The following is a 15789-nucleotide window of genomic DNA, read 5'->3' on the forward strand; positions in this document are numbered from 1 at the left end:
TCGGGACATGGTGGCTGTGATGACCACCACAGTGGATCTCCGGGCCGTGGCCGACACGGTCACGGATCCCGAGCTGCCGCTGCTCACGCTCAGCGACCTCGGTGTGCTGCGCGACGTCCGCGTGGAGGAGGGCATCGTGGTCGTGGAGATCACGCCGACCTATGCCGGCTGCCCCGCGATGGGGACGATGCGCGCCGACCTGCTGCGCGCCCTCCACGAGGCCGGCTACCCCGACGTCGACGTCCGGACCGTGCTCGCGCCGCCGTGGAGCACCGACCGGATCACCGCGGAGGGCCGCCGCAAGCTCGCCGAGGCCGGCATCGCACCGCCGGGCCCGGCCCCGCAGCACGGTCCCGGGCCGGTGCCCGTGCCGCTGGGGCCGTCCCGGCGGACGGCGTCCTGCCCCCTGTGCGGGTCCGGCGACACCGAGGAGGTCAGCGAGTACAGCGCAACGGCCTGCAAGGCGCTGCGCCGCTGCCGGAGCTGCCGGGAGCCGTTCGAACACGTCAAGGAGGTCTGAGCCCGAGGCGGTCGCGCCCGCTCACGGCGCGCCACCCGGCGATCCGGGACGATGGAGGCGTGACGGCCACCCAGGAGGAGCTGATCGTCCTCGTCGACGACGACGGGACGGCGATCGGCACGATGCCCAAGCCGCTGGTCCACCACGGTGAGACGCCGCTGCACCGCGCCTTCTCCGCCTACCTGTTCGACGACGCCGGGCGGCTGCTGGTCACCCGCCGCGCCGACGGCAAGCAGACCTTCCCGGGCATGTGGACCAACACCGTCTGCGGCCACCCGGGGCCGGGGGAGGACGACGCCGCCGCGATCGCCCGCCGCGCCGCCTTCGAGCTGGGCCTGGGGGTCGACCGGCTGCGGGAGGCGCTGCCCGGCTACCGGTACCGGGCGGAGTTCCGCGGCGTGGTGGAGAACGAGGTCTGCCCGGTCTACCTGGGGCGCTTCACCGGCACGCCGGCCCCGGACCCCACCGAGGTCGGCGCCTGGGAACTGCTCGACTGGACCGCGTTCCGCCGCCGCCAGGAGACCGAGGGTGACGCGACCTGGTCGCCCTGGTGCCGCGAGCAGGCCCGGCTGATCGAGGACGCGGGACTGGTCCCTCACAGCGCACCGTAGCGAGGGCCGCACGAGGCGTGTCAGCCGCTCGGGGGTGCTCGTGTCGCTGCCGGGAACACGCAGGTCGCGGGTCCTAACTTCCGCCGCATGGAGCGCCGACGGTTCCTGCTCTTCCTCGCGGCGGGTGTGGCTGGTGCGGCCGTGGGCCGCGGCACCTCCGGTCTCGTGGACCCCGAGCAGTCCCCCCTTCCCCCCGCTGCCCCGGCGGTCGCCGCCGAGCCCGCCAGGACAGCCGCCCGGGAGTTCCTGGACCCCCCGGTCGGGACGGTCGACGTGCTGCCGGGGGACGGGGTGAAGCTGGCGCTCACCATCGACGACGGCACGAGCTCGGAGGTGGTGGGCTCGCTGTGCACCTTCGCGAAGGACAGCGGCGTCCGGCTGACCTTCTTCCCCAACGGCATGTACAAGTCGTGGGAGGAGAACGGCGAGCTGCTGCAGCCGCTGATCGACTCCGGTCAGGTGGCGATGGGAAACCACACGTGGTCCCACCCCGACCTGACCACGCTCTCCGACGACCAGGTGGCCGACGAGATCGGCCGCAACCGGGACTGGCTGGAGACCACGTTCGGCGCGCAGGACACGCCCTTCTTCCGCCCGCCGTTCGGCTCGCACGACGAGCGGATCGACCGCATCTCCGAGCTGGTCGGTCACCCGACGGTCGTGCTGTGGAACGGCACGTTCGAGGACAACCGGCTGCTCACCCCGGACGAGCTGATGGCCGCCGCCCGCGAGTGGTTCACCGCCCAGTCGATCATCGTCGGCCACGCCAACCAGCCGACGATCACGCAGGTGTACGACGAGCTGCTGGAGCTCATCGCCGAGCGCGGCCTGGAGACGGTCACCCTCGCCGACGTGTGGGGACCGCCGAGCCTGTCGGGGGTCCGCTCGCTGTCGGGCACCGCGACCATCGCCTGACGCTCCCCGACCTGCGGGCGGCCCGCTCTTCGGCGAGGCTGATCACGACATCGACGTGATCACCTGGAGGAGCGGATGGCAGACAGCGGGACGTTGGCGGGGCGGGTCGCCCTGGTCACCGGGGGCGCGAGCGGCCTGGGCCGGGCGACGTGCGTGGCGCTGGCGGAGGCCGGTGCCCACGTGGCGATCGCCGACATCGACGCGGCCGGCAGCGAGGGGACCTCGAAGCTGGTGGCCGACGCGGGTGGCTCCGCCGAGGTCGTCCCGCTCGACGTCACCGACGACGCGAGCCGCCGGCAGGTGGTGCAGCAGCTGTTCGACGCGCACGGCGACGCCTTCGACCTCCTGGTGAACGTCGCGGGCATCGACCGGCCCGGCTACATCACCGACATCGACCTCGCGGACTACCAGCGGGTGCAGGCGGTCAACTGCGAGGGGCCGGTCTTCCTCACCAGTGAGTTCGTGAAGCGGGTCCAGCACCTGCCCGAGGGGCGCACCGCGGACGTCGTCCACATCGTGTCCCTGTCGGCGATCACCTCCGGCAGCGGCGCCATCGCCTACAACGGCTCCAAGGCCGGCTTCCTGAACGCGACCAGGTGCATCCAGCGGGAGCTGCGCGAGAAGGCCGTCCGGGCCGACGACGGCACCGAGCGGCCCTTCCCGTGCCGCGTGCAGGCGGTCATCCCGGCCGCGATGGACACCCCGATGATGGAGCAGTGGGGCATCCCGTCCCACCTGATGATGCCGCCGTCGGCCGTCGCGGAGATGGTGCGCTACCTGGTCACCCTGCACCCGGCGGCCTTCGTGCCCGAGATGCAGATCGTGCCGCGACTCGAACCCAACTTCCCCCGCTGACCTGCGGTGTCCGGCAAGAGGAGGCGCGGCATGAGCTCGACCGACCCCGACGACCCGACCCCCGACAGCGCGATGGCGTCGGGCTCGGACGCCGGTGAGCCCGGGGGCCACCTGGGGCCGGGCGACCTGGCGCCCGACGAGGAGCGGCTGCTGGCCGCCCTCGAGCGCGACGCCCGCACCGGGGCGGCGCCCCCGGAGGAGACGACCGCCGAGGTGCGCGCGGCGGAGGACGAGGCGCCGTTGCCGGCGGAGGGCGGCGACCAGGGGGACGGGCTGTCCGCCCGGTTCACCGCCCCGCCGGGGGACTGAGAGCGGCCCTCCTGCGGGGCACCGCCACGAGGACCGAGGGGGCGCCCTAGCGCAGCCGGACGGCGACCAGCGCCACGTCGTCCTCCGCACCCTCCGGGAGCAGCCGCGCGACGACCTCGTCGCAGACCTCGTCGACCGGCCGCTCCCGGAGGGGAGCCAGCTCCTCCCGGAGCCGCTCCACACCGTCGTCGAAGACCTGGTCGCGGCGCTCGACAAGCCCGTCGGTGTAGAGCAGCAGGGTCGAACCCCGCTCCAGCAGCACCTCGGACTCGCTGCGGGTCACCGTCGCGTCGACGCCGATCAGCAGGCCGGCCCGCGCGGGGGTGAGGGTGCGCGTCGCGCCGTCCGGCCCGGCCACCAGCGGCGGCAGGTGGCCGGCGCTGCACCAGCGCAGCCGGGTGCCGCCGGATCCCGGGTCGGCGGTCAGCCGGCCGACGAGGACGGTCGCCAGCGCGCCGAGCTGCAGCCCGGCGACGGCGTTGTCCAGCCGCGCCAGGACGGCGGCCGGACCCTCGGCGTTGTCGAAGGCGATGCCCCGCAGCAGCCCGCGCAGCTGGGCCATGTCCGCGGCGGCAGCGGTGTCGTGCCCGACGACGTCGCCGATGACCACCATCGTCGAGCCGTCGGGCTGCTCGAAGACGTCGTACCAGTCGCCGCCCACCTGGGCCTCGCGGGTGGCCGGCACGTACCGCACCGCGATCTCCAGGTCCGCCGGCGCCGGCGGCTCGGCGAGCAGGCTCCGCTGCAGGGTCTCGGCGGCGCGCACGATCCGGCGGGAGCGCGCGTACAGCGCCTCCAGCAGGTGGGTGCGCAGCTCGCCGACCTCGGCGAGCTGCTGGGCCGTCCACGGCTCGGCGCGGTCGCGCACCGTCTCGCGCCAGCGGTCGAAGGACCGGCGCGGGCTCAGCCGGATCTCGTCGCCCTCCCGGGCGGCGATCGCCTTGTTGTGGGGGTCCCCGCCCCAGTCCACCGTGCGCACGGCCTCCGCGCGGTGCCAGAGCACGAACTGGCCCTCCGGCAGGGGGAGCACCAGGACGCCGCAGGCGGGTTCCGCCGCTCCGGCCAGCGCGGGGGCCTCCAGGCGCAGGGAGTCGGTGGCCACGACGTCCTCGGGACGGGTGGCCGCCCACGCGGCGACGGCCTCGGCCGCGCCGTCGGGCAGGGGGGTGCCGCGGCTGCCGGTGCTGCCCTGCAGCGACACGACCACGCCATCGGCGGGCAGGAGGTCGAGCAGGCTGGGGGAGCCCAGCAGCGTCTCGGCCAGGGGGCGGTCCTCGTCGAGGGTGGCGGCGGTCAGCCAGGCCAGGGTCGAGCGCACCCGCAGGGCGCGGTGCACCTCGTCCTCCTCGGCGCGGTCGACCAGCCGGACCGACAGCGTCGAGCCCAGGAACTCCGCGGCGGCGCGGGTGGCGTGGGGGGGCGCGTGCGGTCCCGAGTAGTGGTGGCAGGCGATGAGGCCCCACAGCCGGTCGTCGCGCAGCAGCGAGATCGACATGGAGGCGTGCACGCCCATGTTCTGCAGGTACTCGATGTGGATCGGCGAGACGCTGCGCAGCGTGGAGTAGGTCAGGTCCAGCGGCTGCCCGGTCGCCGGCAGGTGGGTCGGCTGCAGCCGCGCCGGGACGTAGTCGACGTCGGAGATCAGCCGGATCCAGTTCCTCTCGTACAGCGCCCGCGCCTGGGCGGGGATGTCCGAGGCCGGGTAGTGCAGCCCCAGGAAGGAGTTGAGGCCGGGCGCCTTGGCCTCGGCGACGACCTCGCCGTTGTAGTCGGCGTCGTAGCGGTAGACCATCACCCGGTCGAAGCCGGTGAGCTGGCGGACCGCCTGCGCGGTGATGTCGTAGAGCTCCTGCAGCGTCGAGGCGCGGTTGAGCTCACCGACGGTGCCGCGCACCGCCTGGTAGGTGTTCGGGAAGGAGAACGGCCGCGGGCCGCGGGCCGCCTCCAGCTCCACGACCAGCGCGGACACCGGCGGTGCGCCGTCCGCGGCCGGCTCCCCGACCGCGCGGTGCAGCAGCGCGTCGACCGGCACCGGGCTGCCGTCGACGTCGAGGGTGACCTCCACCGGGTTGCGCTCGCGCAGGTCCCCGAAGGCGCTGGCCGACCGGGCGATCGCCTCGGCGGCGGCCATCCCCAGGACGTCGGCCAGCCGCCGGCCCAGCGCCGCCCGCCAGTCCAGGCCCACCAGGTCGCCGAGGTTCTCCGACACCTGGACGACGACCAGGTCGGGCTCGTCGACCGTGAGCAGCACCCCGCGCGGCTGGATGCTGCCCGGGACGTGGATCGGCTCGCGCTCGCAGTTGGTCAGGTCGATCGGCGTGCCCGGCGGCAGCAGTTCGAGGTCCGGCTCCGCCCGGCTCACGCGGGGACCCCGACCGGGGCCACCCACTCCGCCAGCGCGGTGAACGTGGCCCGCGCCGCGTCCACCACGCGGCCCGCGTCGCCCCCGGCCGCGACCCGATCGCGGGTCACCCTCCGGTAGGCGTGCCACATGGCGCCGGTCTCGGCGCCGTACGGGGAGAACGCGCGCACCTGCACCCCGGGGGCGAGGCCGGGGAGGGCCGCCAGGTGACGGGAGATGAACGTGCCGCCGAGGGTCGAGCCCTCCAGCACGTACAGCCGGCCGAGGGCCTGGTCGGTGTCGGCCACGTCCGGCAGGTCGGGGACGGCGGCCGGCCCGGGGGCGGCGCCCAGCGCCTGCAGGTCGGCGGCGAACAGGGCGGCACGCCGGCGACGCGCCCACCCCACCGTCTCGGCGTCGGCCGGCTCGCGGCCCGCCCAGGCGTCCAGGCCGGCCTCGGCGGCGGTCCAGAACGCGTGCAACCGGGCCAGGACGTCGACCAGCCGGTCGCGGCTCAGCGCCGGGTCCATCAGCGCGAGGGTGTTCTCCACCTGCTCGTGCTCGGCGGCCGTCGCGGACCGCAACGTCGTCAGGACGTCGGCGCGCCCCGCATCTCGAGGCAACGCCTCTCCTCCCACACCGGTCAGCTACCCGAGGGTAGGCCACCCATGCGCCACGGGCGCAGCCGACGGGTGCACGGTGCAACGGTCACGTGCTGCCCGAGCGCACCGCGCACAGCCGCGCGGCGCGCAGGGAGGCGTGCACCAGCAGCCGCGCGTCGCCGTCGGCCGGGTCCAGACCGGTCAGCTCGGCGATGCGGCCGAGCCGGTAGTAGAGCGTCTGCCGGTGGATGCCCAGGTCCTCCGCGGTCCGGGCGGCGCTGCCCGCGGCGTCGAGCCAGGCCTCCGCGGTCGCGGTGAGCACCGGGTCGGCCAGCAGGGGGAGGACGGCGGGGTCCGGGCCGGGCAGTGCGGCGGCCAGTCGCCAGCCGCCCAGCTCCTCCCAGGAGGCGACGGGGGACAGGCGCGGGGCGGCCGCGGCGACCTCGGCCGCCGTCCGTGCCTGCGCCCACCGCTCGCCCAGCCCGGTCACGCCGCGCCCGACGGCGGACAGTCCCGCGGTGCTGCCCGGCGGCAGCGCCCTCAGCGCGGCGGCGGTCAGCGCCCCGGCCGGCCGCAGGTCCCCGGGCCCCGGCAGCGGGACCAGGACGGCGACCAGCCCCTCCTCGGGCAGCACCGCGGGGACCGCGCCGATGACCGGCGGCCGCCAGCCGGCCGGGAGCTCGCCGCGCGGCCGCAGCGCGACCAGCACGAGGGCGGTGTCCTCGCCCCACACCGCCGCGAGGGTCCGGACCGCCTGCGCGCGGCCGCCCGCCGTCCCGGACAGGGCCGCGGCCAGTGGCCGGCCCAGGTCGCCGGTGTTCCGCGCGCGCTCGGCGAGCAGCCGCCCGGCCTCGGCGGCCAGCTCGCCCGCGCGGGCCAGCGCGGGATCGTCCCCGTCGGGTTGGGTGCGGCCGCCGTCGAGCAACCACAGGTAGCCGTAGGTGCGCCCGGCGTGGCGCACCGGGAGCACCAGGCGGGTGAGGATGCCCGCCGCCGGGTCCTCCGGCGTGCGCAGCGGGCCGGTCGCGGTCGCGATGCCGAACTCCTCGAACCGGCGCCGGGTTGCCGGGGTCGAGCCGCGGCCCAGGATCGAGCGGGTCCGGACGTCGTCCATCACCGGCTCGTCCTCGCCGTCGACCGGGTGGGCGCAGAAGGCCAGGAGGGTGAAGTCGGCGTCCTCCAGCGTGGCGGGGGCCGCGAGCAGGGCCGAGACGCGGTCGACCAGCTCCTGCAGCTCGTCGAGCACCCGCCGTCCTCCCTGTACACGTGTATGAGAACCCGACCGGATGGACCATACGTCTGTCGCTGGTGGCGGAGGCGGCGGCTGCCTAGCGTCGGAGGTGTCGCGGTCCCCGGCCGGCGGAGGTGGGCGTGCTCTCCCAGAAGGCACTGCTGCTCGGTGCGTCCCGGCGTCCCGAGCTGCGCCGGCTGGTCACCGGCACCCCGGCCACCCGGCGGGTGGTCGACCGCTTCGTCGCCGGGGAGACGCAGGAGGAGGCGCTGGCCGTCGTCCGCCGGCTCACCGGTGAGGGCATCGCGGTGACCCTCGACCACCTCGGGGAGGGCGTGACCGACCGCGCCGAGGCGCTCCGCTCGCGCGACGCCTACCTGGCGCTGCTCGAGGGCCTCGCCCCGCTGCGGCTGGGACGTGCCGCCGAGGTGTCGGTCAAGCTGTCGGCCTTCGGGCAGGCGCTGCCCGACGGCGGCACCGACCTGGCCCTCGAGCTGGTCCGGCCGGTGGTCGAGGCGGCCGGCGCGATCGGCACCACGGTGACCCTCGACATGGAGGAGTCGGCCACCGTCGACTCGACCCTGACCGTCCTCACCGAGCTGCGTCGCGACCACCCCGGCACCGGCGCCGTGCTCCAGGCGGCGCTGCACCGCACCGAGGACGACGCCCGGGCGCTCGCCGTCGCGGGGTCACGGGTCCGGCTGGTCAAGGGCGCCTACGACGAGCCGCCGTCCGTGGCCTACCAGAGCCGGGCGGAGGTCGACGCCTCCTACGCCCGCTGCCTCGGCGTCCTCATGGGCGGGGCCGGCTACCCGATGGTCGGCAGCCACGACCCCCGGCTGATCGCGATCGCGCAGCGGCTGGCCGCACGTGCCGGGCGGCGGCCGGACTCCTGGGAGGTGCAGATGCTGTACGGCATCCGCACCGGCGAGCAGCGCCGGCTGGCCGCGGCCGGCGTGTGCGTGCGCGCCTACGTGCCCTACGGCGCCGACTGGTACGCCTACTTCATGCGCCGCCTGGCCGAGCGGCCGGCCAACCTGCGCTTCTTCCTGCGCTCCCTCGTCACCACGTCCTGAACAGGAGTCCTCTCATGGACGGCATCACCCGCGTCCCCCCGCCGCGCAACGAGCCGGTGCTCACCTACGCCCCCGGATCGCCGGAGCGGGCGGCACTCCAGGCGCGCCTGACCGAGCTCGCCGGTGAGCCGCTCGAGCTGACCATGACCATCGGCGAGCAGCGGCGGCTGGGCGGCGGCGAGCGCTTCGACGTCGTCCAGCCGCACCGGCACGCCGCCGTCCTCGGGACCGCGGCGCACGCGACGCACGCCGACGCGCAGGACGCGGTGGCCTGCGTCAAGGAGGCCGCACCGGCGTGGCGGGAGCTGTCCTTCGACAACCGCGCCGCGGTGTTCCTCCGGGCCGCCGAGCTGCTCGCCGGCCCGTGGCGGCAGACGCTCAACGCCGCCACGATGCTCGGCCAGAGCAAGACCGCCTACCAGGCCGAGATCGACAGCGCCTGCGAGCTGGTCGACTTCTGGCGCTGGAACGTGCACTTCGCCCGCGAGATCGTGTCCGCGCAGCCGGCGTCCTCGCCGGGCGTGTGGAACCGGAGCGACCACCGCCCGCTCGAGGGATTCGTCTACGCCGTCACCCCGTTCAACTTCACCGCGATCGCCGGCAACCTGCCCACGGCCCCGGCCCTCATGGGCAACACCGTGGTCTGGAAGCCCGCGCCCACCCAGCAGTTCGCCGCGCACTTCCTCATGCGGCTGCTCGAGGAGGCCGGGCTGCCGCCGGGCGTCATCACGATGGTCACCGGCGACGGGGCCGCGGTCTCCGACGTCGTCCTGGCCGACCGGGACCTCGCCGGCATCCACTTCACCGGGTCGACGGCGGTGTTCCAGATGCTGTGGCGGCAGGTGGGCGAGCGCATCGCCTCCTACCGGGGCTACCCGCGCATCGTCGGCGAGACCGGCGGCAAGGACTTCGTCGTCGCCCACCCCTCGGCCGACGTCGACGTGCTGCGCACCGCGCTGATCCGCGGCGCGTTCGAGTACCAGGGGCAGAAGTGCTCGGCGGCCAGCCGCGCCTACGTGCCGCGGTCGGTGTGGGCGCGGCTGCGCGACGACCTGGTGGGCCAGACCGAGGCGCTGCCGATGGGCGACGTCACCGACTTCTCGAACTTCATGGGCGCCGTGATCGACCGGAGGTCGTTCTCCAAGCTGTCCGGCGTCATCGACCGGGTGGACGACGACCCGGCGCTGTCCATCGTGGCGGGCGGCCAGGCCGACGACAGCGAGGGCTTCTTCGTGCGCCCGACGATCATCGAGGGCACCGATCCCGGGCACGAGGTCTTCACCACCGAGTACTTCGGGCCGGTCCTGGCGGTGCACGTCTACGACGACGCCGACTACGACGCGGTGCTCGCCCAGATGGAGTCCGCGGCGCCGTACGCGCTGACCGGGGCGGTCATCGCCCAGGACCGCGCCGCGATCGCGCACGCCGAGCGGTTCCTGCGGTTCGCCGCGGGCAACTTCTACGTCAACGACAAGCCGACCGGTGCCGTCGTCGGCCAGCAGCCCTTCGGCGGCGGGCGGGCCTCGGGCACCAACGACAAGGCCGGGGCGGCGCAGAACCTGCAGCGCTGGACGTCGACCCGGTCGATCAAGGAGACGTTCGTGCCGCCGACCGACTGGCGTTACCCGCACATGGAGTGAGGACCCCCCTGCCCCCCACCGCTCGCAGGCTCGCGGCGGGACCCTGCAGGGCGGCCGTTCCAGCACGTCACCCGGCGGGCCAGTGCACGAGGCCGTCGTCCGCGAGCACCGCGCCGGCCGCGGGGGTGTGCGGCGTCAGCCGCCCGTCGGGCATGAGGTGCTGCACCGGCACGCCCCGACCCAGGACGGCGACGTCGGCGATCAGCCGCCGGTGGCAGCGCCACCACACGCTCTCGCTGCACATGACCGCCACGGGGTCCCCGGCCGCGTCGGCCAGCACCTCGTCGAGGGCGGCGGCGAACTCCGCCGTCCGGGTGTGGGCGGCGTAGGCGGCGAACTGCGCGACGGTCCACCACCCGTCCCGCACCGGCTCCCCGGGGGGCAGCTGCCGCCGGCCCCCGAGCCGTGCGTCCCACCGGTAGCCGATGCCGGCGGCGGGCAACCACTGCTCGAGGGCCTCGCGCCGGACGTCGGGGTTGGTCCGGCTGCCGGGGAACCGGCGGACGTCGACGACCCGCGCGACCCCCGCCGCGGCCAGCCGGGCGCCCAGGCGCCGACGGTCCTCGGGGCCGTGGCCGACGGTGAGCAGAGGCATCTCCGGTCCCTACCCGCCACCGCGGTGGAGGCGGGCATGCTGGTCGGCCGGGCGACGGTGCCCGGGGAGAGGAGCGGTGTGGCCGGCGGGACGAGGACGAGGGAGTCGCTGTGGCGGCTCCCGCCGATGCGGGCGCTGGTCGGGGCCACGGCGCTGGGGTTCGCGAGCTACTGCCTGACGCTGGCCTCGCTGCCGGCGTACGCGGTCGCCGGCGGCGCCGACCCCGACCTCGCCGGCGTGGTCACCGCCGTCCTGCTGGGGGTCACCGTCGCGGTGCAGGCGGTCGTCCCGGCGCTGACCGCCCGCTTCGGCCTCGGCCCGGTGCTGGCCGTCGGGCTCATCGCGCTGGGGGCGCCGGCCCCGCTGTACGCCGTCGGGGACGGGCTGGGCTGGCTGTCGGCGATCGGGGTGGTGCGCGGGGCCGGGTTCGCCGTGCTCACCGTCCTCGGGGCGATGCTCGCCGCGCAGGTGGCCCCGCTCGACCGCCGCGGGGAGTCGATCGGCCTGTACGGGCTGGCCATCGCGGTGCCCAACCTGGTCGCCGTCCCGGCGGGGGTCGCCCTGGTCCTGGACGGGCACGCGGGCTGGCTGGCGTGGCTGGCCGCCGCGCCGGTGCTCGCCCTGCCCCTGGTGCCGGTCCTGGTGCGGTCGGTCCGGCTGGAGCCGGCGGCCGGCGGGGCGTCGCGGGCCGCCGCGCTCGCCGCGCTCGCGCCGTCGGTCGTGCTGCTGGTGGTCACCCTCGCCGGTGGCGGACTGGTGACCTTCCTGCCGATCGAGCGCCCGGACGGCGTCCTGGCGACGGCGGCGCTGCTGGTCTTCGGCGTCACCGGGGCCCTGACCCGCTGGCGGGCCGGCCTGCTCGCCGACCGCGTCGGCCCCCGGCTGCTGCTCCCGGCGGCCCTGGTCGTCGCCGCGGCCGGGCTGGCGGCGGTCGCCGCCGGCCTCGGCGCGGGCGACGCCTGGGTGCTGGCCGGGGCGGCGGTGTTCGGTGCCGGGTTCGGCGCGGTGCAGAACCTCACCCTGGTGACCGCCTTCGCCCGCGCCGGGCAGCGCGGGTCGACCGCCGCCAGCGCGATGTGGAACGCCTCGTTCGACGTCGGCACCGGCGTCGGAGCGCTGGTGCCGGGCCTGCTCGCGGCCGGGATCGGCCTGCCGTGGACCTACGTGGTGGTCGCCGCCGTCCTGGTGGCCGTGCTGCCGGTGGCACTGGTGGCCACCGGCCGGTCGCGTCGCTGACTCAGCCGGAGACGCGGGCGGCCGCCTCGCGCAACGCCCGCAGGAACAGGATCTCCTCGGCGGACCGCAGCAGCCACGCCCGCAGCCCGTCGGCATCGGTGCGGGAGGCGTCGCGCTGCTGGGCCAGGCGCAGCTGCCGGGTGCTGGCCTGCGCGCGCTGGGCGGGCGGCAGCTGCCGGCCCTCGGCGCGGGCCAGCGCGGTCAGCCCGGCGCCGACGAAGACCAGGTCGCGGATCTCGTCGATCCCGGCGAGCAGGTCCTCGGCCCCGGCGGCGTCCTCGGCGGTGAGCCGGCGGACCAGCTCGTCGGCGGTCCGCCGGCCGGTCTCCTGCGGATGGGGTGTGGTCACCGCCCCACTGTGCCTGCCCGGTCCGGGCCCGCGCTCCGGGGGTGCCCCCCCGCGCTCCGGGGGTCCCGCAGGACCCCCGGAGCCCGGGGAGCACCCCCGGGGGGCGGGTCAGGCGTCGCGGCGCGAGAACGCCACCGCCGCGACCGCCAGGACGGCGGCGACCTCGGCCACGAACACGGCGAACCCGGCCCACGGGTCGAGCAGCAGCGGGTTGAACGACTCGGGCGTCGCGACCCCGGAGCCGGCGTTGCCGGGCATCAGCTTGGTCGCCCACTCGCCCAGGGCACCGGGCAGCAGCATCACCATGTTGCCGACGACGAACACCAGGCCGAGCACGATCGACAGCGCCGCGGCGGTGTGCCGCACCAGCAGCCCGACGGCGGCGGCGAGCAACCCGAGACCGGCCATGTAGAGGCCGCTGCCGACCAGCGCCCGCAGCACGCCGTCGTCGGTGAGCGCCAGGCCGATGCCCTCCCGGTCGAGGAACCAGTTGCCGGCGAGGTACCCGGCCAGCGCGGTCAGGGTGCCGGCGACGAGGAGCGTCCCGGTGAGGACCAGGGCCTTGGCCGCGAGCACCGTGCCCCGCCGCGGGGTGGCCGCCAGCGTCGCCCGGATCATGCCGGTGCCGTACTCGCTGGTGACCGCCAGCGTCCCGAGGACGACCGCGGTGACCTGCGCGAACATCATCCCCCAGGTGATGAACGCGCCGATCGGCTCACCGGTGTCCCCCCGGGCGAGGTCGGGGGCGACCAGCGCGCAGACCAGCGTGGTCAGCCCCGCCCCGAGGACGACCATCGCCACGAGCGACCACGGGGTCGACCGGACGGTCCAGAACTTGATCCACTCCGCCCGCAGCGTCGCGCCGAACCCGGGCGCGGCCGGGGCCGCGAGGCGGGTCGGGGCCGGCGTGCCCACGGCGGTCATCGCCGGGCCGCCGCGTACTCGACGCTGTCGGCGGTGAGCGTCATGAAGGCGTCCTCCAGCGAGGAGCGGACCAGCGTGAGCTCGTGCAGCAGCAGGCCGGAGCGGCCGACCAGCTCCCCGATCGCGGCGGCGTCCATCCCCTGGACGCGCAGCTCCCCGCCGTGCGCGGCGACGTCGAGCCCCTCCCGGCGGAGCAGCGTGGCGACCTCGTCGTGCTGCGGGCTGCGCACCCGCACGTAGGAGGCGGCGTGCTCGGCGATGAACTCCGCCGTCGAGCAGTCGGCGAGCACCCGGCCGCGGCCGATGACCAGCAGGTGGTCGGCGGTCTGCGCCATCTCCGACATCAGGTGGCTGGAGACGAACACCGTGCGCCCCTCGGCGGCGAGCTGTCGTGCCAGGGTGCGCACCCAGCGGATGCCCTCCGGGTCCAGGCCGTTGACCGGCTCGTCGAGGACGACGACCGGCGGGTCGCCCAGCAGCGCCGCGGCGATGCCCAGCCGCTGCCCCATGCCGAGGGAGAAGCGGCCGACCCGCGTGTGCGCGACCGAGGTCAGGCCGACCAGGTCCAGCACCTCGTCCACGCGGAGGACCGGGATGCCGTTGCTCGCGGCCAGCCAGCGCAGGTGGTCACGGGCGGAGCGCCCGGGGTGCAGCGCCCGTGCCTCGAGCAGCGCGCCGACCTCGCGCAGCGGCGCGGGGGAGTCGGCGTAGCGGCGGCCGTTGACGGTGACGCTGCCGGAGGTGGGCTCGTCCAGGCCGAGGACCATGCGCATGGTCGTCGACTTGCCGGCGCCGTTCGGGCCGAGGAAGCCGGTGACGCGTCCGGGGTGCACGGTGAAGGAGACGCCGTCGACGGCGGTCTTGGGGCCGTAGGTCTTGGTGAGCCGGTCCGCGGTGATCATGGGGCGGCCCGGCGGGGCGAGGGCAGGGAACTCATGCCGTCGAGGCTGTCGTCCGGCGCCGCCCCGCTCCATCCGGGAGCGCCCTGAACCGACCCTGAACGCTCCCGGAGGGGGGACCCCGGGGTCAGGCGGTGCGGAGCAGCCCGCCGTCCGGGTGCAGCAGGCGGCGGAGGGCCATCGCGGCCTCCCGGCCGGCACGGTTGGCCCCGACCGTGCTGGCCGACGGTCCGTACCCGACCAGGTGCACCCGCGGCTCGCCCGCGACGGCGGTGCCGGCCATGCGGATGCCCCCGCCGGGGCCCCGCAGGTGCAAGGGTGCCAGGTGGCCGAGCGCGGCGCGGAAGCCGGTGGCCCACAGGATCGCGTCGGCCCGCACGAAGCGGCCGTCGTCCCACGCGACGCCGTCCGGGGTGATCCGGTCGAAGACGGGCAGCCGGTCCAGGACCCCGCGCTCCCGGGCCTCCCGCACCCACGGGGTGACCACCAGGCCGGTGACGCCGACGACGCTGCTCGGCGGGCGCCCCTGCCGGACGGCGTCGGCCACCAGGGCGACCGCGGCCCGGCCCGCCTCCGGCCCGAACGGCTCCTCCCGCCACACCGGGGGGCGCCGGGTGACCCAGGTGGTGTCGGCGACCTCGGCGATCTCGCCGAGCAGCTGGACCGCCGAGGCGCCGCCGCCCACGACGACCACCGACCGGCCGGCGAACTCGGCGGCACCGCGGTAGTCGACCGGGTGCAGCTGCCGGCCGCGGAACAGCTCCTGGCCGGGGTAGCGCGGGACGAACGGGGCGGTCCAGGTGCCGGTCGCGTTCACCACCGCGTCGGCGGTCCAGTCGCCGGCCGAGGTCCGTACGAGGAACCGGTCGCCGGCGCGGCGGACGGCGGTGACCCGCACCGGCCGGTGCACCGGCAGCGCGAAGTGCCGCTCGTAGTCGGCGAAGTAGGCCGGCACCGCGTCCGCGGCGGGCACGTCGTCGCCCGCCGCGGGGAAGGGCAGCCCCGGCAGGTCGTGCACGTGGTGGGTGCGGGCCAGCGTCAGCGAGGGCCACCGGTGCTGCCAGGCGCCGCCGGCGCGGGCCTCGCCGTCCAGGACGACGAAGCCCGCGCCGGGCGCGAACCCCTGCCGCGCGAGGTGGTGGGCGGCGCTCAGCCCGGCCTGGCCGGCGCCGATGACGACGACCTCGACGTCCCTGCTCACGGTAGGGACAACCGCGCCGGGCGCGCGGGCCTTCCTCAGCCGAGCCGGGCGGGGGCGAGCCGGTCCAGCTCGGCGCCGGTGAGCGTCACGGTGTCCTGCGGGTCGTACCCGAACCGCACGGTCACCGCGCCCAGCCGAGCCTCGACCAGCTCTGTGGGGCGCTCGTCGGACCCGTCGGGGGGCCGGTACCACCAGCGCTCGGCGAGCACCGGCAGGCCGCGGTGCCGCAGCCAGGCCGCCGCCTCCTCCCGGTCGGGGAAGGCGCGCAGGGCGGAGCCGAAGAGCGCGTGGGCGACCACGCACCGGGCGTCGTCGCGCCGCACGGTGCTCAGGTAGCCCACCAGTTCGCCGTCCACCTCGCGGTGGACCGGCTCCAGCTCCTCGGTCCGGGTCACGTCCCGACGGTAGGGAGGCGGGCAACCGGGTTTCTCGCATCTTGCGGATCCCTTGCGGTGGCGCGGCGGGAGCCCTGCGGTCGGCCCGCC

Annotated in this window: 17 protein-coding genes; 8 read left to right on the forward strand and 9 right to left on the reverse strand. The window is 76.0% G+C overall.

All coding sequences use genetic code 11. The annotated features are described in order from the left end of the window. The first annotated feature begins 19 nt into the window (after window positions 1-19). The 5 genes from paaD to ACI79I_RS00740 all read left to right on the forward strand — a co-directional run bounded on the left by paaD (window position 20) and on the right by ACI79I_RS00740 (window position 3210). Complete coding sequence (paaD, locus tag ACI79I_RS00720) at window positions 20-520, forward strand: 1,2-phenylacetyl-CoA epoxidase subunit PaaD (protein ID WP_456990055.1); 501 nt, start codon at window positions 20-22, stop codon at window positions 518-520. Window positions 521-579: 59 nt separating this feature from the next. Further along, window positions 580-1131, forward strand: a complete 552-nt coding sequence (gene idi / locus ACI79I_RS00725) for an isopentenyl-diphosphate Delta-isomerase (protein WP_456990057.1) — start codon at window positions 580-582, stop codon at window positions 1129-1131. Between the two features lie 87 nt (window positions 1132-1218). Further along, window positions 1219-2046 (forward strand): polysaccharide deacetylase family protein, encoded by an 828-nt coding sequence (locus tag ACI79I_RS00730; protein WP_456990060.1) that lies wholly within the window; start codon window positions 1219-1221, stop codon window positions 2044-2046. 75 nt (window positions 2047-2121) lie between these two features. Next, window positions 2122-2901 (forward strand): SDR family NAD(P)-dependent oxidoreductase, encoded by a 780-nt coding sequence (locus ACI79I_RS00735; RefSeq protein WP_456990062.1) that lies wholly within the window; start codon window positions 2122-2124, stop codon window positions 2899-2901. A 30-nt stretch (window positions 2902-2931) separates the two neighbouring features. Beyond that, the gene (locus ACI79I_RS00740) at window positions 2932-3210 is read left to right on the forward strand and encodes a hypothetical protein (protein ID WP_456946009.1); all 279 of its coding nucleotides are present in this window, start codon (window positions 2932-2934) and stop codon (window positions 3208-3210) included. 46 nt (window positions 3211-3256) lie between these two features. Here ACI79I_RS00740 and ACI79I_RS00745 read toward each other — a convergent pair whose 3' ends face one another. From ACI79I_RS00745 to ACI79I_RS00755, 3 genes are all read right to left on the reverse strand, one after another. Continuing rightward, the gene (locus tag ACI79I_RS00745; protein ID WP_456990064.1) at window positions 3257-5572 is read right to left on the reverse strand and encodes a SpoIIE family protein phosphatase; all 2316 of its coding nucleotides are present in this window, start codon (window positions 5570-5572) and stop codon (window positions 3257-3259) included. Then, the gene (locus tag ACI79I_RS00750) at window positions 5569-6174 is read right to left on the reverse strand and encodes a biliverdin-producing heme oxygenase (RefSeq protein WP_456990066.1); all 606 of its coding nucleotides are present in this window, start codon (window positions 6172-6174) and stop codon (window positions 5569-5571) included. Before ACI79I_RS00750 ends, ACI79I_RS00745 begins: the two co-directional genes overlap by 4 nt. 85 nt (window positions 6175-6259) lie before the next feature. Next, window positions 6260-7399: a PucR family transcriptional regulator gene (locus ACI79I_RS00755; RefSeq protein ID WP_456990068.1), complete on the reverse strand. Its 1140-nt coding sequence runs from the start codon at window positions 7397-7399 to the stop codon at window positions 6260-6262. Between the two features lie 125 nt (window positions 7400-7524). Here ACI79I_RS00755 and ACI79I_RS00760 point away from each other — a divergent pair, with 125 nt between their 5' ends. Both ACI79I_RS00760 and pruA read left to right on the forward strand, forming a co-directional pair. After that, on the forward strand, window positions 7525-8460 hold the full coding sequence (locus tag ACI79I_RS00760) for a proline dehydrogenase family protein (RefSeq protein ID WP_456990071.1): 936 nt from the start codon (window positions 7525-7527) through the stop codon (window positions 8458-8460). Window positions 8461-8474: 14 nt separating this feature from the next. Beyond that, the gene (gene pruA / locus ACI79I_RS00765; protein WP_456990073.1) at window positions 8475-10100 is read left to right on the forward strand and encodes an L-glutamate gamma-semialdehyde dehydrogenase; all 1626 of its coding nucleotides are present in this window, start codon (window positions 8475-8477) and stop codon (window positions 10098-10100) included. Window positions 10101-10167: 67 nt separating this feature from the next. On the opposite strand, the gene ACI79I_RS00770 is transcribed toward pruA, so the two are convergent. Then, entirely contained in the window at window positions 10168-10695 is a 528-nt protein-coding gene (locus ACI79I_RS00770) for a DUF488 domain-containing protein (protein ID WP_456990075.1), read from the reverse strand. Between the two features lie 36 nt (window positions 10696-10731). On the opposite strand from ACI79I_RS00770, the gene ACI79I_RS00775 reads away from it, so the two are divergent. Beyond that, a complete protein-coding gene (locus tag ACI79I_RS00775; protein WP_456990077.1) occupies window positions 10732-11931 on the forward strand; it encodes an MFS transporter in 1200 nt (399 codons plus the stop codon). Between the two features lies 1 nt (window position 11932). On the opposite strand, the gene ACI79I_RS00780 is transcribed toward ACI79I_RS00775, so the two are convergent. From ACI79I_RS00780 to ACI79I_RS00800, 5 genes are all read right to left on the reverse strand, one after another. Beyond that, entirely contained in the window at window positions 11933-12280 is a 348-nt protein-coding gene (locus ACI79I_RS00780; protein ID WP_456990079.1) for a hypothetical protein, read from the reverse strand. Window positions 12281-12388: 108 nt separating this feature from the next. Beyond that, window positions 12389-13204, reverse strand: coding sequence for an ABC transporter permease subunit (locus ACI79I_RS00785; RefSeq protein ID WP_456990081.1), 816 nt, complete (start codon window positions 13202-13204; stop codon window positions 12389-12391). Next, window positions 13201-14106 (reverse strand): ABC transporter ATP-binding protein, encoded by a 906-nt coding sequence (locus tag ACI79I_RS00790; RefSeq protein WP_456990083.1) that lies wholly within the window; start codon window positions 14104-14106, stop codon window positions 13201-13203. Before ACI79I_RS00790 ends, ACI79I_RS00785 begins: the two co-directional genes overlap by 4 nt. Window positions 14107-14230: 124 nt before the next feature. Continuing rightward, window positions 14231-15304, reverse strand: a complete 1074-nt coding sequence (locus ACI79I_RS00795; protein WP_456990085.1) for an NAD(P)-binding domain-containing protein — start codon at window positions 15302-15304, stop codon at window positions 14231-14233. A gap of 35 nt (window positions 15305-15339) precedes the next feature. Then, entirely contained in the window at window positions 15340-15699 is a 360-nt protein-coding gene (locus ACI79I_RS00800) for a hypothetical protein (protein ID WP_456990087.1), read from the reverse strand. Window positions 15700-15789: the final 90 nt, after the last annotated feature.

It is taken from the genome of Geodermatophilus sp. SYSU D01105 (assembly GCF_054050095.1).

What these genes read in the sequence shown, in the direction of transcription:
- ACI79I_RS00775 (WP_456990077.1), top strand. Translation starts at nt 10,732, where the DNA reads ATGCTGGTCGGCCGGGCGACGGTGCCCGGGGAGAGGAGCGGTGTGGCC.
- ACI79I_RS00740 (WP_456946009.1), top strand. Translation starts at nt 2,932, where the DNA reads ATGAGCTCGACCGACCCCGACGACCCGACCCCCGACAGCGCGATGGCG.
- ACI79I_RS00785 (WP_456990081.1), bottom strand. Translation starts at nt 13,204, where the DNA reads ATGACCGCCGTGGGCACGCCGGCCCCGACCCGCCTCGCGGCCCCGGCC.
- ACI79I_RS00790 (WP_456990083.1), bottom strand. Translation starts at nt 14,106, where the DNA reads ATGATCACCGCGGACCGGCTCACCAAGACCTACGGCCCCAAGACCGCC.
- pruA (WP_456990073.1), top strand. Translation starts at nt 8,475, where the DNA reads ATGGACGGCATCACCCGCGTCCCCCCGCCGCGCAACGAGCCGGTGCTC.
- ACI79I_RS00770 (WP_456990075.1), bottom strand. Translation starts at nt 10,695, where the DNA reads ATGCCTCTGCTCACCGTCGGCCACGGCCCCGAGGACCGTCGGCGCCTG.
- ACI79I_RS00735 (WP_456990062.1), top strand. Translation starts at nt 2,122, where the DNA reads ATGGCAGACAGCGGGACGTTGGCGGGGCGGGTCGCCCTGGTCACCGGG.
- paaD (WP_456990055.1), top strand. Translation starts at nt 20, where the DNA reads ATGACCACCACAGTGGATCTCCGGGCCGTGGCCGACACGGTCACGGAT.
- ACI79I_RS00730 (WP_456990060.1), top strand. Translation starts at nt 1,219, where the DNA reads ATGGAGCGCCGACGGTTCCTGCTCTTCCTCGCGGCGGGTGTGGCTGGT.